The organism is Streptomyces sp. 13-12-16 (assembly GCF_002114215.1).
GTDB lineage: Bacteria > Actinomycetota > Actinomycetes > Streptomycetales > Streptomycetaceae > Streptomyces.
In genome coordinates, this window is sequence record NZ_NCTE01001500.1 from 7745 (window position 1) to 29060 (window position 21316).

Annotated in this window: 21 protein-coding genes, 4 pseudogenes and 1 riboswitch; of the genes and pseudogenes, 18 read left to right on the forward strand and 7 right to left on the reverse strand. The window is 68.4% G+C overall.

Annotated elements, in window-relative coordinates; genetic code table 11:
• The 7 genes and pseudogenes from B7767_RS43490 to B7767_RS43515 all read left to right on the forward strand — a co-directional run.
• Positions 1 to 616: HD domain-containing protein (locus tag B7767_RS43490; protein WP_085576579.1), on the forward strand; the 616-nt coding region annotated here is incomplete at its 5' end.
• 2 nt (positions 617 to 618) lie between these two features.
• On the forward strand, positions 619 to 1230 hold the full coding sequence (locus B7767_RS43495; protein WP_085576580.1) for a DJ-1/PfpI family protein: 612 nt from the start codon (positions 619 to 621) through the stop codon (positions 1228 to 1230).
• A 28-nt stretch (positions 1231 to 1258) separates the two neighbouring features.
• Positions 1259 to 1990 carry a DJ-1/PfpI family protein gene (locus B7767_RS43500; protein WP_085576581.1) on the forward strand — a complete coding sequence of 244 codons (732 nt, stop codon included), beginning with the start codon at positions 1259 to 1261 and terminating at the stop codon, positions 1988 to 1990.
• Positions 1991 to 2168: 178 nt separating this feature from the next.
• Positions 2169 to 2309: pseudogene (locus B7767_RS48975) on the forward strand (integrase); the annotation flags it as partial.
• Between the two features lie 334 nt (positions 2310 to 2643).
• Positions 2644 to 3891, forward strand: coding sequence for an IS256 family transposase (locus tag B7767_RS43505; protein WP_179167571.1), 1248 nt, complete (start codon positions 2644 to 2646; stop codon positions 3889 to 3891).
• Positions 3892 to 4168: 277 nt separating this feature from the next.
• Positions 4169 to 4738, forward strand: a complete 570-nt coding sequence (locus tag B7767_RS43510; protein ID WP_085576583.1) for a hypothetical protein — start codon at positions 4169 to 4171, stop codon at positions 4736 to 4738.
• A 332-nt stretch (positions 4739 to 5070) separates the two neighbouring features.
• A pseudogene (locus B7767_RS43515) lies at positions 5071 to 6280 on the forward strand (IS3 family transposase).
• 236 nt (positions 6281 to 6516) lie between these two features.
• On the opposite strand, the gene B7767_RS43520 reads toward B7767_RS43515, so the two are convergent.
• Positions 6517 to 7917, reverse strand: coding sequence for a WD40 repeat domain-containing protein (locus tag B7767_RS43520; RefSeq protein WP_179167569.1), 1401 nt, complete (start codon positions 7915 to 7917; stop codon positions 6517 to 6519).
• 502 nt (positions 7918 to 8419) lie between these two features.
• On the opposite strand from B7767_RS43520, the gene B7767_RS43525 reads away from it, so the two are divergent.
• From B7767_RS43525 to B7767_RS43545, 4 genes are all read left to right on the forward strand, one after another.
• Complete coding sequence (locus tag B7767_RS43525; protein WP_085576585.1) at positions 8420 to 8662, forward strand: hypothetical protein; 243 nt, start codon at positions 8420 to 8422, stop codon at positions 8660 to 8662.
• Between the two features lie 389 nt (positions 8663 to 9051).
• Positions 9052 to 9477, forward strand: coding sequence for a hypothetical protein (locus tag B7767_RS46050; RefSeq protein WP_143653048.1), 426 nt, complete (start codon positions 9052 to 9054; stop codon positions 9475 to 9477).
• Between the two features lie 52 nt (positions 9478 to 9529).
• A complete protein-coding gene (locus tag B7767_RS43540; protein ID WP_256923795.1) occupies positions 9530 to 9766 on the forward strand; it encodes a hypothetical protein in 237 nt (78 codons plus the stop codon).
• Complete coding sequence (locus B7767_RS43545) at positions 9753 to 10214, forward strand: hypothetical protein (protein ID WP_085576588.1); 462 nt, start codon at positions 9753 to 9755, stop codon at positions 10212 to 10214. The genes B7767_RS43540 and B7767_RS43545 overlap by 14 nt, the downstream gene beginning before the upstream one ends.
• A 69-nt stretch (positions 10215 to 10283) precedes the next feature.
• Here the strand turns inward: B7767_RS43545 and B7767_RS43550 are convergent, their stop codons facing one another.
• Positions 10284 to 10685: a DUF5958 family protein gene (locus tag B7767_RS43550; RefSeq protein ID WP_085576589.1), complete on the reverse strand. Its 402-nt coding sequence runs from the start codon at positions 10683 to 10685 to the stop codon at positions 10284 to 10286.
• A 2-nt stretch (positions 10686 to 10687) separates the two neighbouring features.
• Entirely contained in the window at positions 10688 to 11314 is a 627-nt protein-coding gene (locus B7767_RS43555) for a DUF6000 family protein (RefSeq protein ID WP_085576590.1), read from the reverse strand.
• Between the two features lie 185 nt (positions 11315 to 11499).
• On the opposite strand from B7767_RS43555, the pseudogene B7767_RS43560 reads away from it, so the two are divergent.
• The 3 genes and pseudogenes from B7767_RS43560 to B7767_RS43570 form a co-directional block, all read left to right on the forward strand.
• Positions 11500 to 11757 (forward strand): annotated as a pseudogene (locus B7767_RS43560) (transposase family protein); the annotation flags it as partial.
• A gap of 114 nt (positions 11758 to 11871) precedes the next feature.
• Complete coding sequence (locus B7767_RS43565) at positions 11872 to 13131, forward strand: IS256 family transposase (RefSeq protein WP_085576591.1); 1260 nt, start codon at positions 11872 to 11874, stop codon at positions 13129 to 13131.
• A 12-nt stretch (positions 13132 to 13143) separates the two neighbouring features.
• Positions 13144 to 13467, forward strand: a complete 324-nt coding sequence (locus B7767_RS43570; RefSeq protein ID WP_085576592.1) for a hypothetical protein — start codon at positions 13144 to 13146, stop codon at positions 13465 to 13467.
• 567 nt (positions 13468 to 14034) lie between these two features.
• Here B7767_RS43570 and B7767_RS43580 read toward each other — a convergent pair.
• Positions 14035 to 14829 (reverse strand): IS5 family transposase, encoded by a 795-nt coding sequence (locus B7767_RS43580; protein ID WP_373408290.1) that lies wholly within the window; start codon positions 14827 to 14829, stop codon positions 14035 to 14037.
• Positions 14830 to 15353: 524 nt separating this feature from the next.
• Between B7767_RS43580 and B7767_RS48980 the strand changes: the two genes are divergently transcribed.
• On the forward strand, positions 15354 to 15761 hold the full coding sequence (locus tag B7767_RS48980) for a hypothetical protein (RefSeq protein WP_256923796.1): 408 nt from the start codon (positions 15354 to 15356) through the stop codon (positions 15759 to 15761).
• Positions 15762 to 16509: 748 nt separating this feature from the next.
• Here B7767_RS48980 and B7767_RS48985 read toward each other — a convergent pair.
• Positions 16510 to 16680 (reverse strand): annotated as a pseudogene (locus B7767_RS48985) (IS6 family transposase); the annotation flags it as partial.
• A gap of 523 nt (positions 16681 to 17203) precedes the next feature.
• Positions 17204 to 17313: riboswitch (SAM riboswitch) on the reverse strand.
• A 195-nt stretch (positions 17314 to 17508) separates the two neighbouring features.
• On the opposite strand from B7767_RS48985, the gene B7767_RS49510 reads away from it, so the two are divergent.
• Together B7767_RS49510 and B7767_RS43600 are read left to right on the forward strand one after the other, a co-directional pair.
• Complete coding sequence (locus B7767_RS49510; protein WP_085576595.1) at positions 17509 to 18108, forward strand: DUF3293 domain-containing protein; 600 nt, start codon at positions 17509 to 17511, stop codon at positions 18106 to 18108.
• A 151-nt stretch (positions 18109 to 18259) separates the two neighbouring features.
• Entirely contained in the window at positions 18260 to 18598 is a 339-nt protein-coding gene (locus B7767_RS43600; RefSeq protein WP_085576596.1) for a hypothetical protein, read from the forward strand.
• Positions 18599 to 19585: 987 nt separating this feature from the next.
• Here B7767_RS43600 and B7767_RS43605 read toward each other — a convergent pair.
• Positions 19586 to 19969 carry a toxin Doc gene (locus B7767_RS43605; protein ID WP_085576597.1) on the reverse strand — a complete coding sequence of 128 codons (384 nt, stop codon included), beginning with the start codon at positions 19967 to 19969 and terminating at the stop codon, positions 19586 to 19588.
• Positions 19969 to 20208: a hypothetical protein gene (locus tag B7767_RS43610; RefSeq protein WP_085576598.1), complete on the reverse strand. Its 240-nt coding sequence runs from the start codon at positions 20206 to 20208 to the stop codon at positions 19969 to 19971. The genes B7767_RS43605 and B7767_RS43610 overlap by 1 nt, the downstream gene beginning before the upstream one ends.
• A 283-nt stretch (positions 20209 to 20491) precedes the next feature.
• Between B7767_RS43610 and B7767_RS43615 the strand changes: the two genes are divergently transcribed.
• Positions 20492 to 21307, forward strand: coding sequence for a hypothetical protein (locus tag B7767_RS43615; RefSeq protein WP_143653050.1), 816 nt, complete (start codon positions 20492 to 20494; stop codon positions 21305 to 21307).
• The last annotated feature ends 9 nt before the right edge of the window (positions 21308 to 21316 follow it).

The following is a 21316-nucleotide window of genomic DNA, read 5'->3' on the forward strand; positions in this document are numbered from 1 at the left end:
CGACACTCCCCTCGCCCGCCGCGCGCTGGCCCTGGTACGCGAGACGGAGTCCACCGCCACCGCCAACCACAGCGTCCGCAGCGCGCTGTTCGCCCGGCTCCGCGCCGACCACCAAGGCGCGGAGCCGGGCCGTGACTACGATCCGGAGCTGCTGTTCCTGGCCTGCGTCCTGCACGACATCGGCCTGACGCAGGCCGGTGACCGCCACCAGCGGTTCGAGGTGGACGGCGCCGACACGGCCGCGGAGTTCCTCACCGCGCAGGGTCTGCCCACCGCCGACGTCGACGCCGTCTGGGAGGCGATCGCCCTGCACACGACGCCGGGCATCGCCGAGCGCCGCGGCACCCTGTGTGCCCTGGTGCACCAGGGGACCGGCATGGACTTCGGCTGGAACACGGACTGTGTCGACGACGCCACCGGGGCCGCGATCCACGCCGCCCATCCGCGGCTGTCCATGGCCACCACCCTCACCGACGAGATCGTCGCCCAGGCACGGCACCGTCCGGAGAAGGCCCCGCTCTTCTCCATCGCGTCCGAACTGCTGCGGGAGAGGTCCATGCCGCCGCACAGGACCCGGATGGAGACCATGGCCGACGCCGCGCGCTGGGGCAACTGAGCATGACCACCTACGGAATCCTGCTGTTCGACTCGGCGCAGGAACTCGACTTCACCGGTCCGTGGGAAGTGTTCACCACCTCCTCCGGACTGCGTGACGGCGCGGACGACGTCCTGCTCGTCGCCGAGCGCTCCGCGCCCGTCCGGTGTTCCCAGGGCATGCGGGTACTGCCGGATCACACACTCGGCGACCATCCGCCGCTGGACGTCGTCCTCGTACCGGGCGGTCACGGCGCCCGGGAGGTCGAGCCGTACAACGAGCGGGTCACCGACTGGCTCGCCGGCACTGCCGCGTGCGCGACCTGGGTGGTCGGCGTCTGCACCGGGGCCTTCCTGCTGCACGCCGCCGGCCCGGCCCGGTCCCGTCGGGTCGCCACCCACTGGCAGTACGAGGTGGCGCTCGAAGGACGCGGCGACGTCACCGTCGTACGGGACGCCCGCTATGTCGTCGACGGCAATCTGCTCACCAGCCAGGGCGTCTCCGCCGGCATCGACAGCACCCTGTGGCTCGTCGGGCGCCTGCACGGGCGCGAGCATGCCCGCGCCGTGCGCCGGGCCCTCCAGTACGACCCGGCACCGCCGTACCTGGCGGACGAGCCCCTCCCTCACACGTGACCGACCGAGAACTGGAGTACCGACCGAGATGAACCGCCGTACCCTCCTGCACGCCACCACCGCACTCGGGGCCGCGACACTGACGGCCGGCGCCGCCACCCGGGCCGACGCGGCGGCCTCCCGAGCTCCCGGGCGAGACCGGCCTTTACGCGTACACGTCGTCATGTTCGACGGTGTGGAGGAACTCGATTTCACCGCCCCGTACGAGGTGTTCTCCGCTTCTGGCTACTTCGCCGACCGGGAGGTGGAGGTCCGCTACGTCACGCTCGACGGCCCTCGTACCGTCGAGGCCGCCTACGGCACCAGGCTGCGCGTCGACCACGGGTGGGCCCCCGAGGAGGCGGACCTCCTCGTCGTCCCCGGTGGCGGGTACGCGCGCCGCGAGGATCCCGGGGTGTGGGCCGAGATCCGGCGCGGCTCCCTGCCTCGGGCCCTGGCCGCCGCGACCCGTCCCGGCCTGACCGTCGGCGCGCTGTGCACGGGCGTGATGCTGCTCTCCGCCGCCGGGCTGACCTCGGGACGCCCCTGCACCACCCATCATCGAGCGCGGGCCGACCTGGAGCGGCAGGGCGGCGTGCTGAAGAACGCCCGCGTGGTCGACGACGGCGACCTGGTCACCGCCGGCGGGGTCACCTCCGGACTGGACCTCGCCCTTTGGCTGGTGCGCCGGGAACTCGGCGCGGACGCCGCGATCGGTCTGGAGGAGATGCTCGAGTACGAGGCCCGAGGCACGGTCTGGACGGAGCGAAGCCGACGGTGAGCGGGTTTCGGCGGCACCATTCCGGCCTGTCCGTCACCCTGGGCGGCGTCCGCGGCCGCCTGCGGACCCGCCGGGACGTCCTGTCTCCGAACACGGAACCTGCCCCCCAACAGGACCGCGAGACACTGCCCCTTGGACGTGCGGGGATGTGCGCCAGCTTCTTCCCGCGCCATGCCGAGGCGGCCCGATCACCGACGTGGCCGAGTGGATGGGGCACAAGTCGATCGAGGAGACGTACCGCACCTACCGGCATCTGACGCCGGGGAGCATCACCAAGGCAGCGCGCTTCCTGGACGCCGACCTGTGGGACGCGGCCTGAGGCCGCAGCGAAGCCTGTCAGGATTGCCCTCCGGTTCGAACCACAACGGCACCACACGGCACAGGTCGCAAATCCCGTCCGTGGGCGTCCACGTCAGTCCATGACGGGCGCGTTTCAGCGGCACGCCGCCCGGAACTCTTCGCGGTCGACCAGGTCATGTTATTTGCTCTCGCAAAGTCCAGCACCAGGGGCCTCGGTGACCTGGAGGCGTCGGCCACGCTCCCCGTCCCGTCCCAAGTGGGGGACTGTAAATCGTTCGGTGTAACTCCCGATCATGGAGGATGCATCGATGGCCAGTGAGAACGTGGCTGAGCAGGACGCTGTCGAGTCGGCAATGGCTGTGTCGGCGAAGGCCGTGGACGACCAGCTGATCGACGAGCTGGTGAGCCGGGCCCGGGCCCAGGGCCTGCAGCTGACCGGCGAGGGCGGACTGCTCCAGCAGCTGACCAAGCGGCTTCTGGAGCCCGCCCTGGAGGGCGAGATCACCGGCCACCTCGGCTATGACAAGCATGATCCGGCGGGCAAGAACGGCGGCAACTCCCGCAACGGCAAACGCTCCAAGACCGTGCTGACCGACGTCGGCCCGGTGGAGATCGTCGTGCCCCGCGACCGGGACGGCTCCTTTGAACCGAAGATCGTCAAGAAGCGGCAGAAGCGCCTGACCGGCGTCGACGAGATGGTCATCTCGCTGGCCGCGAAGGGCCTGACCACCGGCGAGGTGCAGGCCCACCTGGCCGAGGTTTATGGCGCCGAGGTCTCCCGGCAGACCATCTCCACCATCACCGACAAGGTCCCCGAGAGCATGGCCGAGTGGCAGAGCAGGCCCCTCGACGCCGTCTATCCGGTCGTCTTCATCGACGCCATCCACGTGAAGATCCGCGACGGCGCGGTCGCCAACCGGCCGATCTACGTGGCCCTCGCGGTCACGGTCGAGGGCCGGCGGGAGATCCTGGGCCTGTGGGCCGGCGACGGCGGCGAGGGAGCCAAGCACTGGCCGCACATCCTCACCGAGATCAAGAACCGCGGCGTCAGCGACGTCCTCATGCTGGTCTGCGACGGGCTCAAGGGCCTGCCCGAGGCGGTGGAGACCGTCTGGCCGCGGACCATCGTGCAGACCTGCGTGGTGCATCTGCTGCGGAACTCCTTCCGCTATGCAGCCCGCCAGGACTGGGACACGACCGCCAAGCTCCTCAAGACCGTCTACACGGCGCCGACCGAGGAAGCGGCCCTGGAGCGGTTCGCCGAGTTCGCCGACGCCTGGGGCAGGAAGTATCCGGCGATCGTGAAGCTGTGGGAGAACGCCTGGGAAGAGTTCACCCCGTTCCTGCGCTTCGACACCGAGATCCGCAGGATCGTCTGCACCACGAACGCGATCGAGTCGGTGAATGCCCGCATCCGGCGGGCGGTCAAGGCCCGCGGGCACTTCCCCAACGAGCAGGCCGCCCTGAAGTGCGTCTACATGGCGATCATGTCGCTCGATCCCACCGGCAAGGGCCAGGCCCGCTGGACCATGCGCTGGAAGACCGCGCTGAACGCCTTCGACATCACCTTCGACGGCCGCCTGTCAGCAGCCCATCAGTAGCCCCAACTACCCGAGTTACACCGCTCGTTTGACAGACCCGTTCGAGGGGCCGCCTCCCTCGTTGCCAGCCCGGCGCGGCGCCGGGCCAAGGTGAAGACGAATGGCAGGCGGCGTGCCACAACAAGTGGCGAACCCTTACAGGACTGCGAATGGCGCTGTGCGGTATGCACCCATCTGGCCTGGTGTGATGGCGGGGCATCCGGAATGCGGTGAGGGTGGTGGAGGGCTGCCGTCCACGTCGGCCGAGCCCTTGTGACCGCCCCTGAAGGAGCCCTGTATGTCTGAACGCAATACCGCCATCCGCAGTCTGCACGATCTTGGTCTGGCCGCCTGGTTCGGGGGCTCGCTGATGGGAGCGATCGGCCTGAACGGTGCGGCCCAGGACGAAGGGAGCACGGAGGTGACGCGGGACCGGATCGCGTCATCGGGCTGGGGTAAGTGGGCGCCGGTCAATGCGGCCGCAATCGGCGCGCACCTGTTCGGCGGCGGCGGGCTGCTTGCCGTGAACGCGCACCGGGTCGCCACCCAGCAGGGTGTGGCCGCCTCCACCACGGCCAAGACCGTCGTCACCGCTGCGGCTTTGGCCGCCACCGCCTGGGCCCGCGTCCTGGGCAAGAAGGTCGAGCTGGCCTCCTCCACGGATCCTGATGACGCCGAAAAGGCGCACAAGCATCCGATCGACGTGGACAAGGCACGGCGGCAGCTGGCCGCCGCTCAGTGGGCGGTGCCAGCCCTGACCGGGTGCCTGGTGGTGCTCAACGCCCTGCACGGCGAACAGCAGCGTCCGAGCGAGCAGGTCCCCGGCATGTGGGAGCGGGCCCGCTCCGTTGCTCATCTGATGGGCTGACGCCGCCTCGTGCGGCGGATCGGCTATGACCGCAGGCCGCAGCCGCCAGGCCTGTGTGCGCATGGTGTTGCTGTGACATGTCTGCGACGGCTGGGGGCACACGGGGAGGGCTATGGTGGACCGGACAGCCGGGCCTGCCTTCACGCTTGAATCAGGGATCTGCCATGTCCACACACGCACGTGCCGCGCGCACTGCCCGAACCCCGGTGCAGCAGGCCGCCCTAGGAACTGTTCGAAGTTCGGATCATGTGGTTGAGGTGAGCTGCTGAGGCTGATCCTTTGGAGTGGACATCCTAACAATGGATCTTGATGATCCAGGGAGGGATGTCCAGGTGGGACGCAAGTCTGCGTACCCGGAGGAGTTCCGGAAGGACGCCGTCGCGCTCTACCGTGCTGCGGCGGGCAAGCGGACGTACGCGGCGGTGGCCGGGATCTCGGCATCACTGCGGAGTCGCTGCGGACGTGGGTCCGTAAGGACGACGCCGAGGCCGTGCCCGGACGCCGTGCCGCGGGCGGGAGCGAGGCGGAGGAGCTGGCCCGGCTGCGGGCGGAGAACGCCCGGCTGCTCAAGGCCGAGAAGGAGTGGCATCTGGAGCGCGAGATCCTGCGCCGGGCAGCCGCCTATTTCGCCCGGGAGGTGAAGTGAGACCCCGCCGCTGGGACTTCATCTCCGACAACCGTGCCGCCTTCGGCGTCAAGCGGATCTGCCGGGTGCTCGGGGCGTCCCGCGCCGGCTACTACCGGCACCTGGCCACCGAGCCCGCCCGCGTCGGGCGCCAGGCCGAGGAGAAGCGGACCGTGGCCGAGATCCGTGCCATCCACGCCGAGCACCATGGCGCCTACGGCGCTCCGCGCGTCCATGCCGAGCTGCGGGCGAGGGGACGGAGGATCAACCGCAAGCGCGTCACCCGGCTGATGCGGGTCAACCACATCGTCGGCCGGCACCTGCGGAAGAAGAAGCGGACGACGATTGCTGACCGCACGGCGCCGCCCGCGCCGGACCTGGTGATGCGCGACTTCACCGCGGACACGCTGGACACCAGGTGGTGCGGCGACATCACCTGCGTAGCCGTCGGGACGACCTGGCTCTACCTCGCCACGGTGATCGACATCTACTCGAGGAGGGTGGTGGGCTGGTCGATCGCCGATCACATGCGCACCTTGCTGGTCACCGATGCGATCGAGATGGCCGCGGCTGCCCGTGGCGGCCGGGTGAACGGCGTTGTCTTCCACACCGACAGGGGCGCCCAATACGGTGCGGCCGCCTTCGCCGAGGTGTGCCGCCGGCACGGGATCCGCCGCAGCATGGGACGCGCCGGCTCGAGCTATGACAGTGCCCTCGCCGAGTCGTTCTTCCAGGGCCTCAAGCGCGGATTGCTCCACGGGAGGCACTGGGCCTCGAAGGCAGAGACGCGGCTCGAGCTGTTCCGCCGACTGTCGTACTACAACCGGCGCCGTCGGCACTCCGCGCTCGACTACCTCACGCCAACCGAATTCGAACAGCAACTGACCACGTCACGTACTCTGCCACTCGTCGCGTGAAACCCGGTGTCCACACCCGGGGATCAACCTCAGTCGCTGGCCTCACCATCCGCGTGACCACCGCCTACGGCTACATCACTGCCCGCAGCCTCTGAGGGGACAGCTGCCGCGTTCTTCCGCCGGGGCGGCTTCGGGATCTCGACGGCCACGACGGAGCGGCGCCGTTGGCACCCGACTCGTCGCTCCGTCGGATGGGCAACCTCCGAGTCTGGTTCGGCCCGATATCCGATGCAACGTCAGATTGCCGGGCGCGGCCATAGTCGTAGCGTCCTGTCCGTTCCCGTTGTGCTGAGTAAGCTTCCATTCGGTGCGAAGCTCACGCCGGTGACGGGTCCGTGGTGGCCGGTGAGCGGTTTGCCCAGCGGCCGGCCGGCCGCTGGCGACCAGCACCGCACGGTCGCGTCGTCACCGCTGCTTGCCACCAGTTGTCCGTCCGGTGAGAAAGCCACGCACCTGACGGCCCCGGTGTGACCGGTCAGCGGTTGCCCCGTCGGGGAGGCGGTGACCGGATCCCAGAGCTGTACGGTCCCGTCCGCGCCGCCGCTTGCGATGCGGCGCCCGTCCGGCGAGAACGCGATCGCGCGCACGGGGCCCTCGTGGCCGCTGAGCGGCCCAGCGGCCGGCGTCCCCACCGCCAAGTCCCACAACTTGACGGTTCCGTCGACGCCGGCGGTCGCCAGGAGTCCAGAAGCGGGCGAGAACGCGAGCGCGTCGACCCCGTCGGTGTGGCCGCCGAAGCCCTCGTACAACCGATAGCCGCTGAAGCGGCCCACCCGCGTGCCCGGCGGCGGGGGCCTGCCGGTGTCCTCGTCCCGGAGAAAGCGCACACGCCGGCTCGGGGACCCGGGAGTGGCCCCGTCGCGGTCCGGTTTCCACAACTCGACGGCTCTGCCTCCGAGGCCCGCGATCGCCAGCAGCCCGTCGCCGCGCGGCGCGAAGGCTACCGCACGCACATCGGTGATCTCGGACCCGAGACGTTCGGGCTCGGCGGACCGGCCTGCGGCCAGCTTCCAGAGCCAGACGCTTCCGTCCTGGCAGGCCGTGGCCAGGAGACGGCGGCCGACATGGAAGTCCAATGCCAGGACCGGCCGGTCGTGGTGAAGGGTACGCACCGGCGACCGGCTCGCTGCTGGCTCCCAGAACCGCAGGGTGCCGTCCGAGCCCACGCTCGCGATCAGGGCTCCGCCGGGCGACAAGGCCATCTCGTCCACCTTCCCGGTGCGGTCGCCGAGGACCAGACCGGTGAGGGGCCAGTGTTCCGGCGGCTGCTGTGGAGGCGTGAGGGCCAGTACCAGTCCGTCCTGCAACCGCGCGACTTCCTCGAGGACTTGTCCCAGGAATTTCCGACGTTCGCCTTCGACACGCGCCTGTTCGGTGAGGCGCTCACTGCGGTGGAGGAGATCCTGCCACTCATGTTCCATGCGCCGCAGGTTGTCGGTGAGTTCGGCGATCTGTCCGGTGAGCGCTTTCCGGTCCGTGTCATGTGCTTTCAGCTGCTCGTCCAGGCGTTGGCGCGTCTCGTCGTGCGCGGCTCGGAGCTCCTCCTCCATGCGGAAGAGCTGATACTCGGCCGGTGTTTTGAGACGGATGGACTCGAAGTACAACCGCCGCGTATCCGCCCGGACGGCCTCGGTCACAGGGCGGCCCGTCCGGTCTTCCATCGCGGCGAAGAGCTTGTCCAGGAAGTACGCCTTCGGCTGCCGGTCGCCGGAGAGGAAGCGCGAGATGGTCCCTCTGCTGTATCCGACTGCCTGCGCGAAGGCCTGCAGGGAGGGCCAGCCGCTCTCCTCGTACAGCTCCCGCAGGCGCAGGACGAAGGCCAGAACCGGTTCGCTCACATCTTCTTTGACCGGTCCCAGGTCCGGTCGCCTGCCCCTACCACCGCTCACGGCTCCTCCGGATGCGTTGCGCAAGAGGCAATGATCGCACCGGAGATGACTTCTGGTGGTGCGACTTCCGGCAAGGGGAGGCGGTGTTCGACGCTCAGGGCATCGACTTCCGTCCGGAGCGGCCGGCTCTGGTCTCCGCAGGCGTTGCTGAGAGGACCTCCCTTCCCATGCACACTCTCCTCACCACCACGGCCACCGCGCCCTCCGCCACGAAGAGGGCCACGAGGACCTCGCGAAGCGAGGGCGTCCAGTGACCGTGTACATCGAGCCCCTCGGCGCCGCCATCCTGCTCGTGGGCATCATGGTGGGCTGCATCGTCTACCGGCACACCCGCGCGTCCTCCGCGCCGGCCAGCCGCGGCGACATCGTCGGCGCCATCGCCTCCGCCGCCGCGGTCATCACCGCCCTGGTCCTGTTGCTCGGAGGGGGCAACAAGGCCACCGCGGAAAGCGAGAGCCCTGCACCCACCCCCAGTCCCAGCGCGGTGAGGTAAGCACACTCACCTCCCGCGTCCGCGCCCCGCCCAAGCTCCCCTGGGCGGGGCGTGACCTGTTCGGTCGCCGGAATGCTCTGCAGCGTCTGGGCTGGGGACGTCACAGCTGCGGTGCCGTGGGGGCCGGGCCCGGCGTCTGGCCGGAGATAGGGATGTGGGTCCTGGCGAAGGTTATGTCAGGGCTGGTGGTTTCCGGAGATCACCGCGATTTTCCAGACGGAGGTTCCGCCGGTTACCTGGATGGTGAGGTGCTGGGGCTTTTTGTCCTCGTAGACGACGCCCACGGTGTGGACCCCGTTGCAGCATCCGCACCACCACTACGTCGACGGGCCAGCACCGTCCCTGAAATCCATGGTCGCCACGAAGCTGAACTGCCTACGCTCCAACCCATGCGAACTGTCTTCGTATTTCCCGCAGGTGAGCGAGCTGCGACCGACGCCTCGCTCAATCGGCATCTGCCCGAGCAGCGCAATCCATGGACTCTGGACGGCAACCTCTACATCGACATCGACGATGAGCAGACCGGCTACCTCTTCTCCGATTGGGATCCCGAGGATGTGGTGATCCTCGAAGCGGCCGTCGGACATCACCCCACTTGGGCGATGCAGATCGACATCTCCGGGCGGATCGACGGCACCGCAGAGGTTCACCGAATGATCGCGCTGCTGCTTGAGCATGGAGGCGTGGCAACGGACGACTACACCCCCCCACCCTTGGACCTGCCGGAAATCCTGTCTGGAGCGGTGATCGACGGCCTGCGGTTCTTCGACTTCCGCGGCTACCACGAGCTCAACCGCGAGCACGGGCGCTCCTGACTCTGTCCGCTGCTCTCTCCTGCGCCCCGACCCCGCCCAGCGCGGCCGCCTGGTGGAGATCCGCGACAACCTCCTCGACCGGATCGCCGAAGCCGAGAAAGAGGGTTGGCTCGGCGAAATCGAGGGCCTGCGCGTCAGCCTCGCCGGCGCCGAATCCAGAATCGACCAGATCGACTCCGCGCCCGGCAGCGTGGCGATCAACCTCGGCATGTCGCGCAAGGCCCCGGCTCACCCCGCCCAGAAGGAGGGAGCAGGGTCGCTGAGACAATCGCGGGATGATCAGCAATGAGATCCGGTTCGATTGCCAGCACCGTGGCGACAGGGGTCCGCTCGTGGTCGTCCCTCACATCGATGGAGCACCACTCACCGAGCTGATCGATGAGTACGAGATCGCGGCCGGGATGCAGCCTGCAGGTGATGCCTACGGTGGTCTGATTCCGGAGTTCTTCCGGTTCGGCCCGATGCAGGACCACTTCCTCGGACTGTCCACTAGCGCGATGGGGCCGAAGACCCCCGTCCTCGGTTGTGAATGCGGTGAGTGGGGGTGCTGGCCGCTCATGGCCCGCATCACCGCGACAGCGGATCTCGTAACCTGGGACGCCTTCGAGCAACCCCACCGCAAGACCCGCGACTACGTGGCATTCGGTCCGTTCCAGTTCGACCGCCACCAATACGATGACACCTTGCAGGCCCTGAGCGCCGTGATCGGCTCCGCCGCCGACGACACGAGCGCATGAACACTGCTGTCAGTCCGTCTTGCCGCACATGGAGTCCAGGGGCGGAGGCCAGCGGCGGGGGACTCGTCCTCACCCGTCGGCGACGGGCAGGTTGTGCCACCAGTGACCGCATCCGCCGGAGCAGAAGCGTTCGCGGCGCCGTTCGTCTGCGACCGCGAGGACCTCGACCAGTAGCCGGAACGCCTTGCGTCGTTCGTCGACAGGGGTGAGGCCGGCGATCTTCCCCAGTTGCTGGTCGATCGGGCCGCAGGTGATCAAGACCGTCGGGGTGTGCGTCGGGCGCAGCCCGGCACGTCGGATGCTCTCCGGTCCGTCTTCGGTGACGGCGCGCGCCTGCACGCAGTGGTGGCGCAGGAACAGGAGTATCTCGGCCTGCTCCTCCGGGCTGTGGGTGTCGAACCACTCGATGCCCTGTGACATCGGGCGCAGTCCTTGGGCGAGTTCGTTAAGGATGACGTCCCGCTCGGTCATGATCAGCTCCCGCAGGCCAGCGAGGCGAAGACCTCAGCGGTCTCGTCGACGAAGGCGCACAGTTGCTGCACGGCCTGCCGACAGTCATGCGGGTCGAGAGCCGCCACGGCCCGGACTTCGAGCCATCGGTCCCAGGGACCGGCCGAGGCAAGAAACCGTGTCGTGTACTCGGAGCCGAGAATCTCATCGAGGTACAGAAACGTCCCAAGGACGACTGCCTGGTCGTAGTCGAGGTCGGGACGCGACAAGTAGTGATCAAGGTATGCGCTGAGCAGTTCGGCATCCGCTGCAGTACCGAACTTCACAAGGGCGACGCAGTATGCCGCGCCCGCATACGGCCCCTCGCTGGCCAGCAGGAGCCGTCCTATGAGCTCGCGGAACTCGGACCTGTGGGCCATAGCAACCAGCCAGGCGGCAGTCTTGCGCTCGCGCCATCCACCCTCGAAGAGGACGCCGAGCTCCGCCGGAGCGATTTCGTACGCAGCCTGAGCCAGATCCCGCACAAACGCGGAGCGCTCGACGGGGCACAACCGGAAAACGCTCCCGCCCAACCGAAGGTATCGCCGATCAGGCGTGACGAACCGCCGAACCAGATCCTGCAACTCGGGATCGCTCTGGACATCACGCATAGCCGCATCCTGGCCCGGGACGGTACTCATGTGCCACAGGTTTGCCGACTGCCTCAACGGATCGTAGTTACTGAGCCGTTTCCAACCTGTCGGGTGGTTGGACGGCGCTCCCGGCGGCGAGCATGAAGAAAGCTCCTGGTAGACGGGTTCACGACCAAGATCACCAGTCCGCCAGGAGCTTTCGCGTGTTTGTCTACCCGTCCGGCATCGATCTGTCCAGCCGCACCCTGCAACACCTCTCCGGTCTCCTCGCAGGTCACCGCCGCCGGATCGGTTCCCGGTGGCGTCGCCTGCCCTCCGGCCGACAGGCCTTGCTCGTCCTGGCCCACCTGCGCTGCGGCGACACCTACGCCCGCCTCGCCGCAGGCTTCCGCATCGGGATCGCCACGGCCTACCGCTACATACGCGAGGCCGTCGACCTCCTGGCCGCCCTCGCGCCCACGAGCAATGCTCAAGACCTGTGGATCAGCTCGGGAAGGACGTACCTTCCCGGGTGATTGATTGATTGGTCACCGAGCAAGACCGGTGTTCGCAGCACCGGCCGGGAAGGCACGTCCATGCTCAGCGTAGTGAACGACGCCGACGGCAGCACCGCCAACGGCTCCTCCTTGATCGACGAGATCGTCCGGGAGGGCGCACGAAGGATGCTGGCTGCCGCGCTGGAGTCCGAAGTCAACGCCTACATAACCGAGTTGGCTGATGAGCGCGACGAGCGTGGCCGTCGCCTGGTGGTACGCAACGGCTACCACCAACCCCGGAAGGTCACCACCGCGGCCGGCGTGATCGAGGTGAAGGCGCCGCGAGTCAACGACAAGCGCGTCGACGCCGAGACAGGCGAGCGCAAGCGGTTCTCCTCCGCGATCCTGCCGCCGTGGTGCCGCAAGTCCCCGAAGATCAGCGAGGTGCTCCCCCTGCTTTACCTGCACGGCCTGTCCTCCGGCGACTTCGTGCCCGCCCTGGAGCAGTTCCTCGGCAGCTCGGCCGGGCTCTCCCCGGCCACGGTCACCCGGCTGACGACGCAGTGGCAGGCTGACCACGCCGCCTTCATGGACCGCGACCTCTCCGAGGTCGACTACGTGTACGTGTGGGCCGACGGCATCCACCTCAAGGTCCGCCTGGAGGAGGCCAAGGCGTGCGTGCTCGTGCTTATCGGCGTGCGTACCGACGGCTCCAAGGAGCTGATCGCGCTCAAGGACGGCTACCGCGAGTCGGGCGAGTTGTGGGCGGATCTCCTGCGCGACTGCGCCCGCCGGGGCATGCGCGCCCCCGTGCTCGCGGTCGGCGACGGCGCCCTGGGCTTTTGGAAGGCGCTGGCCGAGGTGTTCCCCGACACCCGTGAGCAAAGGTGCTGGGTTCACAAAACGGCCAATGTCCTGGACGCCATGCCGAAGTCCGCGCAGCCCGGCGCGAAGAAGGCCATCCAGGACATCTACAACGCCGAGGACCGCGACCACGCGGTGCAGGCGATCAAAACGTTCGCCAAGCTCTACGGCGCGAAGTTCCCCAAGGCGGTCAAGAAGATCACCGACGATCAGGAGGAGCTGCTGGCGTTCTTCGGCTTTCCGGCCGAGCACTGGATCCACCTGCGGACCACGAACCCCATTGAGTCGACCTTCTCCACCGTCCGGCTGCGAACCAGGGTCACCCGCGGCGCCGGCTCCCGCACCGCCGCCCTGGCCATGGTCTTCAAGCTCGTCGGGTCCGCCCAGCAGCGGTGGCGGGCCGTGAACGCACCCCACCTCGTCGCCCTCGTCCGGGCCGGAGCCCCCTTCGAACGCGGCCATCTCGTCGAACGCCCCGCCAGCCTCGCGGCATAAGGTCTGTCCACCATGACCGACCACCACACGTACGGCACCAGCACCCACACCGCCAACGAGCTGGTCCGGCTCGTCAGTGACCGCCTCAGCCTGGTCTTCACCGAGCGCGAGAGCGACTACCGGGGCATCTACCACCTCGCCGATAGCCCCGACAGACGAATCGAGATCCAGCCCAACCCAATTCCCGGCGACGACGGCGAAGACGACCTCTATGCCCCCGAACACCCCACGGCCCAGGTGCTCTTGCTGACCACCACCCCGGCCCCGGACCCCACCCTGCAGGCCCGCCTGGGCTCTATCGAAGGGCTCATCCGCCTGAACCACGAGTCATGGTGAACGGCTACCGATCCACAGCTTTTGACAATTGCTCAGGGCTGGCCGGGGCGCTGTTGAGAGGTTGCCGGTGCCGGGGCCGTTCACGGGCTACGCCGGAGTCATGCTGGGATGAAGCTCGGCCACCAGGGTGGGACATTGCCCGGGCACAACGGGGCGGGGTAGGAGTCCGGCATGCCGAGCCATGTGACAAGGAACCAGGCGAACCATAGGGCGAAGATGAGCCCTGCAGCCAGGGCTGTCCTGCGATGACGTCTTCCGAGGGTGCTGTGCAGGATCACCAACGGAACCGCAGCGGCGATCCATATCAGAGGCGCAAGAACCAGCAAAGTCATGCCATTGGTTACGCCGTTGCCGATGTCACAAGCAGCCCATGCATTCCCTATGGCAGTAGTGGAAACCACTGCGGTCAGTCCACCGAAGAGGACACCGAGGCGAGTTCCTCTGAACCGGCGGCTCGGAGGGCTCGACGGCACGGCTCCCATGATCGTCTCCCCTGCCTCGCCGTAGGTGCGGAGGGTACCAACGTTCTGAAGCAGCCCGCTGGGCCCTGGCCTGCCCTGACACCGGTCAGTCGTTTTGGGGCTCCCGAAGCCGTCGCCAGCAGATGAGACTGCAGGCCAGGGAGACGAAGGCGTCGTGGAGTTCGGTGCGGCGGCCCCAGCGGACGGCGAGGCGTTTGAACTGGTGGAGCAGAGCGAAGGTCTGCTCGACGACGTAGCGGAGCTTGCCCAGGCCCTTGATGTTCGGTGATCCCTTGCGGGAGATTACGGGCAGGATCCGTCGGCGACGCAACTCGTCGCGGTGGGCATTGGAGTCGTAGCCCTTGTCGCCGAGTAGGGCTTCGGGCCCGCGGCGGGGCCGGCCGGGGCGGCCCGCGACGGGCGGGACGCCGTCGACCAGGGCGAGGGTCTGGGTGACGTTGTTGACGTTGGCCGCAGTCGTGATGACCTTGAGCGGGGTGCCGCGTCCGTCGCAGATCAGGTGGTGTTTGCTGCCCGTTTTCCGCCGGTCGACCGGCGACGGACCGGTGTCGGCGCCCCCTTTTTCCGCACGGATGTGAGAGCCGTCCACGCACGCACGTGACCAGTCGAGTTCGCCGGCCGCGTTCAGCTTTGCGAGCAGAACCCAGTGCAGCCGGTCGAAGACCCCTGCTTTCTGCCACCGCTCCAGACGCCGCCAGCAGGTCTGCCCCGAGCCGAACCCCAGCTCCAGGGGCAGGAGTTGCCAGGCTATGTCGTTGTAGAGGACGAACAGGATGCCCTGGTGGCAGAGTCGATCTGCCACCGGTCGTGGCCCCGGGGACCGCTCCGGCCACGGCGGCAGCAACGGCTCGATCAGCGCCCACAACTCATCGTCCACGATCCACGGTCGAGTACCCACACCCCGCGAACGGCCGAATCGTCACACCGGTTACACCCCACCAGCACGCTTCAACAAGATCGTGTTACGAGCTCTTCGGTGGCCCGCACGTCCGCTACGTCCTGGACGAGAACCCCATGAGTTTCTGATCAATAGTGGAGTTTGCCCATGCCCTGAATGTTCGGGGCCCCTTGCGGGAGATGACGGGTAGGATCCGGCGCCTGCGGAGCTGGTCGCGGACGAAGTCCTGTCCGGGGCTCACGCGGGCCGTGTACCGGCAGGCTCATCGAACAGCCGTGCCCCCACAAGCTGGCTTTGTTCACGGCTCCGGGTTCCGCTCAAGTCCTGTGACTGGTGGATGTCATGTCCGCCCCATCAGCGCGCCTCTGCGTCGTCGTGCCGGGCTGGTCGTGGGTGCCTCGGCCTTGAGCTGGGTGCTTAGCGACGCTGAGACCGGCACGGCGCCATGTCAGTGCCGTGCCGTAGGTTGTCGGGCATCAGGCGTTCCCGGCGACGAGGGGATGAGGGTGCGCAGGCCAGTTGAGGGCGAAGTCCACGTGCACTACGGCCAGATCTACATCGAGAGTGATCCGGACAGCTTCGGTCCGGACCTCCGGGAGTCTTTTGCTGGGCAGAGCGCCGGGCTGTGCGGGGCTGCGGTACCGGGCGCGCTGTGGTTGTCGACCGGGCTGCACACGGGCAGCGTCGGCTTCACCGTCGAGGTGCACGATCAGGCCCCGCCGCTGGATCCGGTGTGGGAGGACGTCGTGGAGGTGTCCTTTCGTCCCGTCTCGACCGGCAGCGCTCTCGTGCAGTGGGCGGGGGAGGCCTCCTGGGACCTCGACCTGGAAGAGACGGACTACCGGGTACGCTACTGCGCCCAGGGCATGGACGAGGCACACCGCCAGGACACCCGGCTGGACGACGAGCCGTAACTGGACTGCTACCTGCTGCAGTTCTGGCCCGCTCCGCCCGCACCGGACCGCGTCCTGAAACAGACCTCGGCGACTGCCGCGTACTGGCACGACTACGCCCGCCGACAGCCCGCCCCACCCACACCGGCCGAACGCCAGGCCCGCCTCGCGCAGGAACAAGCTGAGGAAGAACGCCGGCTCGCCCACGAACGGTGGCAGTGGGGCGGACGATCACCGAGCCGCGCCCTGCGCAAGGTCGGTGGCAACGTGCGCGGCCTGCTCGCCTTCGACCCGGCCCTCATCCATGCCATCGACGCCGCCACGCCCGAGACCCAGCGGACAACAGCGTTGCTGGCCGCACGCCGCGCCTGTGAGGCGGCCGGACTCACCGACCTCGACTGGATCGCCGCAGGGCTCACCGCCCTGGCCGAGGGCCGCCCGCTGCCATCGCCCCTCCACGACCCGGCCCAGGCGTGGCGGGCCCTGGAAGCAGACCCACGAGTCCCCGACAGAACCGTGGCCCGGGCCGTCCCGCCCAAGCGGCCCCCCTTCCAGCCACCCGCCTGCAGCGACGCGCACGCGCCGATGCCCAAGCCCGCCTCGCTCCCGCGGATCACAGGCCCTGCGGCTGCCTTGGTGAAGCCGCCGGACCGTGCCGCACCACCGACACCGCAACCCGGCGAAGCGATGCCGTACACGGTGAGGGTCACGTTCGGCGAGCCGGACCCGTCCCTGCGGATGTCCCAGCCCCACATGGCCCTGCCCGCGCTTTGGCGCACCACCGCCGGACCGTCTCGTACGAGACGACCACACCGCGTCCAAGCATCAGTTCCTCGACCTCCCGGAACGACAGCGGGAAGCGGAAGTACAGCCACACGCAGTGGGAGATGACCTCGACCGGGTACCGATGCCCCTTGTACGACGGCGACGCGCTGTCCACGGACAACCCCTCCGCGTGATCAACCAGAAGATCATCCCACCAACTCAGCCAACGTGACAGCGCCCGGCAAGTACCCCTTCAACCGGAAACGGCATCCTCGGAAGGCCCAGAAGTACTCCCCTGCACCGAAGTGATCCCTGACGGATGGGCCCCTTGACAGCAGCCTCTCCCGCCAAAGACAACGGTGTTGCACATAGCGGGACGCCATCGGGGCCGGTTCGCGTTGCGGTAGAAGGCGACGTCGAATCCGCTGTCGAGCCACTGGTCGAAGATCTCGTCAGTCCTGGCCGACTGGAGCCGCTCGCCTGAGCCGTGTGGAACAGCGCCCGGGTAGCGTCAAGGCCGATGGTCACCAGGCCCGCGCGGCCCGGCTCTGCGACTGCGGACATGACGGGTTCGGGTGTCGGATCAGGCTTCTGGGCCTGCCACCTCATCGGCGATTCGGGGATCGCGTCGGAAACGGGCACGGGCGGTCAACCCTTCGGAGTCGATGGACCCCGGTAGTGCACGTCCGCATCCCGGTGATCTGCGGTTTCCCAACGCACCGCGCGCTGGGCTGGTCGTCACCCGGGGCAATAGCGGCGAACGGGATGTCGTCCAGCAAGCCGGGGCTTGACGCTGAGACCCGTGACCGAGCGCGAACCTAACACCCGTCCGGATCTTGCACAATGTGATCCACGACGCTTTGCCCCTTGACCGGTGGTGTGGCATCGTTCCGCTCGGTCACGACGCCGATCGCGCCGAGGACCGGCTCCCACGGCCTTGTGGGAGCGAGCACCGATCTCCCTGCCGGTGGGTAAGGGGGTCCTTCGTCCCCAGGAGGCCCTCATGCAGGTCACTGACGCTGTGACCACACCCCCGAACTGGGAACTCTACCGGCGGACGGTCGTCGATATCCGATTCCCGGACCGAACAGTACGGATCAAACCGCGTCCGCGGGGCACGGCCGAGGGCCCTTTCCCCGAACTCCCGGGACCTGCCGGCACCGTCGCCCTCCACGTCGTCACGGCGTACGACCCCCACGGCCGCCCAGCCCTCACCGAGGACAACGCCCGCGCCCAGGCCCGGCTCCTCGACGAGCTCGGCCGGCGAGGGCTCGCGTGGTGGCCCGCAACGGGAAGCGATGTGCACGGCACGCACATCGAGCAGAGCGTCGCCGTCGCCGGCCTGAGCGACTCGGCGGCACGTGAACTCGGGCGGCGCTTCGGCCAGGACGCGGTCTTCGCCTGGACGCCTGGCACCTGGCGTTTGCTGTCCTGCGACGGCGGCGCGACGGACATAGACGCGGTCCTCGTGCGTGACGCTGTCGGGACCATCCCCACGGGTGCGGAGAGCAGGCGAAGAGCGCCTGGAAGGGCTCCCGCACGTCCTCCTACAGCACCTCCGCCCGCCGGGCCAGAGACAACGCCGGTCAGCCCGCCCGTCTGAGCAGCGCCCACGCCATCGGAGGACAGCGCACGTCCATCGCTGCGTGATTCATACGCACCCCCTGCGTGCGGGCCGTCCGACTCGACATTCGAGTCCGGCGGCCCGTGCCGTACCCCCCGAACAGTAACCACCTCGAGCCAGGAGGGGCCCCATGGCCACGAACCGCAACATGAGCCGCGCCGACTACGAAACCATCTCCGCGGCCATCGCTGAATCCGACGACCAGGACTTCCACGCCCGCCGAAACATCGCCTTCAACCTCGCTGGCGCCCTCACCGGCACCTCCGACCGCTTCGACCCCGTGCTCTGGCTGCGCCAGTGCGACATCGGGCCGGTCTCCCCGGCCGATGTGGCCGACTGGACCAAGCGCCTGGAACTGCGCGTCATCTCCATCGGCAAGCGCCGCCGCAACTCCCTCAACATGGGCTACACCAACGTCGAGCAGTACATCGACGCCGACGACAACCCCCTGGACCTGGAGCGCAAGTAGGGACTATCCCCGCGGGTGCGGGGAGCAGCAGCCCGGCGAGTCAGCCCACAAACACGGACAGGGGCCATCCCCGCACCCGCGGGGATGGCCCTGCGCCGAAGGGCCGCCCAGCTTGCTCGGCTGTCTGCTCCCCGCACCCGTGGGGATGGTCCGTTCTTGAGCGGTGGGAGTACGCCGAAGTCCGTCTGCTCCCTGCTCCCGTGGGGATGGCCCCCTTCGGAGTGGCCGGACGGCTCGCACAGCATCTGTTCGACGCAGTCCTGCCTCGCCTGCCAGCTGCCGCTCATCCAGTTGGCGTGCCAGTAGGTGCCAAAACCGCGTGGCCCGTCGAACGTTCGAAACGGCCAGACAGGTGGCTTTAATGCGAAACGTTCCAGGACGGTGCGGTGGGCTTTCATGACGAGGGGGACGTTCTTGTCGTCCAGGCGCCTGCCCTGGCCGTCGGTGCCGTAGGAGACGAAGTCGTTGTACAGCAGCTGGGTCAGCGCGATGGCGACCTCCAGATCCGTTCGGCCGGCCGGAGGGCCGAACTGCGGCGACTCGACCGTCTCGACATCGAGCACTCATGGCGCGACCCAGCCGTCCCTGCTGCTGAGGAACATCTCGGTGTCCACGCTTTCAACCCTCCGACCCGGCCAAAAGCATCCTCGGTTCCGCCGCGCCCAGTTCACCAGATGCCGCTGACAAACCCCGTCTCTCCGACCGGAAGGCGCCTGCGGGCGTCGGGCAACCGATTCAGACTCACGCGCGCGGCAACAGGGTGCGCTCGGGCGGTCCGGATGGTGGTCGTTGAGCCAGCGGACGCTGCGGCCGAGCGCGGAGATGTCTCCGCTCAGGTCCGCGGCGAAGCCGAATGCATACGCCGCGACCTGGCGCGGGTACTTCCCCAGGCAGGACTCCGGCGGACTGACTGCTCCCGACTTCCGGTAGGGAAGGGACCGGTGAGGTGGCGCGGGCCGCCGCTCGTCCGTCGGCGGCGCCGGCCGCTCAGATGCGCCAGGAGCGGAGTGTGTCTGCGATATCGTAGATCTTCAGCCGGGTCTCGCGGGCTTTTCTGATCAGGTCGGACAGCGCTCCGTAGGGCGGGTCGATGCCTTCACCGGACTGGTCGAGGTACTGGGTGGTGACGAAGGCGGCGAAGAGGCTGTTGCGGTGGGGGAGCGGTTCGAGCCGCACGATGGTGTGCAGGAGCGCGGCGGCACGCCATGCGGCGTCGGGGTTGGACTCGGCGAGCGTCGGCGTGCGGGTCTTGTGGCGGACGACGGCCGCGACAAGGGCCGAGTAGTCGGTGACGGACACGTCGTCGTGACCGAGAGCGATGTCCTGAACGTCCAGGAGCCAGGAGACGTCTACGTACAAGGTCTCGCTCATCAGGCGGCAGTGGCTCCCCGGTCGCGCTCGGAGGGAGGAACCTCCTCCGGAAACGCCGCGTCGAACTCCTCGTGCAACCTGTCCGCCCAGGACGCAGCGCCCGCCACGAACCGCCTACGGTGCATCTCGCGCACGCCCAGGTCGTGCAGGTACTGCTTGAGGCTCTTGCCCTCAGCGGCGGCAGCAGCACGCACGCCTTCCATCTCTTCCTCGGTGAAGGACACATTCAGTGACGGCATACCCGCATGGTACCTACTTGGTGCCTATCGAGGAAGCAGAGTAGACGGTGACCCTCCCGGCCCCGGTCGAGGGCTGGCCCGGACGGCCGCACTGCCCACCCCCGGCTGGCCGAGCCAGACCACCGTGACGACAGTGACCGGGCTGTCCTTGAGGCGCCGCAGCCGGATACGAGGCTGACTACGGTGACGCTCCTGCCAGATCACGGGCGCCGATGGTGGGGACAGACGCCGCTCACGCATCGGAACTGGTGAGATGGGCGGGTATCCAGGTGGAGGGGGCGGTATGAACAGACAGGACCGGGCGGACGCGGTGGACCGGGAAATGGCGGTGCGCCTGCTGCCCGAGGAGGCGCTGACAGCACTGGGCCACTGGTGGGCGAAGAACAAGCAGACCTGCCCAGACGGAACGCCTCAAGCCCACGCAGTCGCATACACCCCGGCGCGGTGGGCGCCGACCACCCCGTGGCCCGCAGGACTTGCGTCCACATCCCACGCGGGTGATGCCCACATCAGCCGGGCGGAGGTGACCGCAATGGTCGCCGACGCGCTGCAGCGTGAGGCGTTCAGGGAGGCCCTGGTCGCCACCTACGTATGGGGCAAGGGCAAGAGCGGCACACCCGGCGGCAGCGGGCCCTTCACCTTGCAGAAGATTCTGGCGGCTGAGAACCTTCTGGATGAGGCCCTCGCCGCCTCGGTCACGGCCCTGCGCGATCAGGGCGCGGTGGACGCCTACACGGTGCTCCACAAGGCGGTTCCCCAATTCGGCCCGTCCTTCTTCACCAAGTTCCTGTACTTCGCCGGCCAGGCGCTGCCGGCCGTGCCGGGCCCGCAGCCGCTCATCCTCGACCGGGTGCTCTCCCTGCGTCTGCGCCCGCTCGCGGTCGCCGTCGGCCGCGAGAGCGGTCTGGATCCCGACGGCACGGTGGCAGCCTGGGTCTGGGCCGAATGGGATTGGACGCCCCACCGGTACAGCGTCTATCTCTCCTTCATGCGCGCAGCCACCCGGCAGCTCGCCGGCACAAAAGCCTGGCAGCCCGGTGCGGCCCCTGACCTGCTGGAGTACGCACTGTTCAGCGGCGCCTGGACCGCGACTGGCTGACGGCCCGTT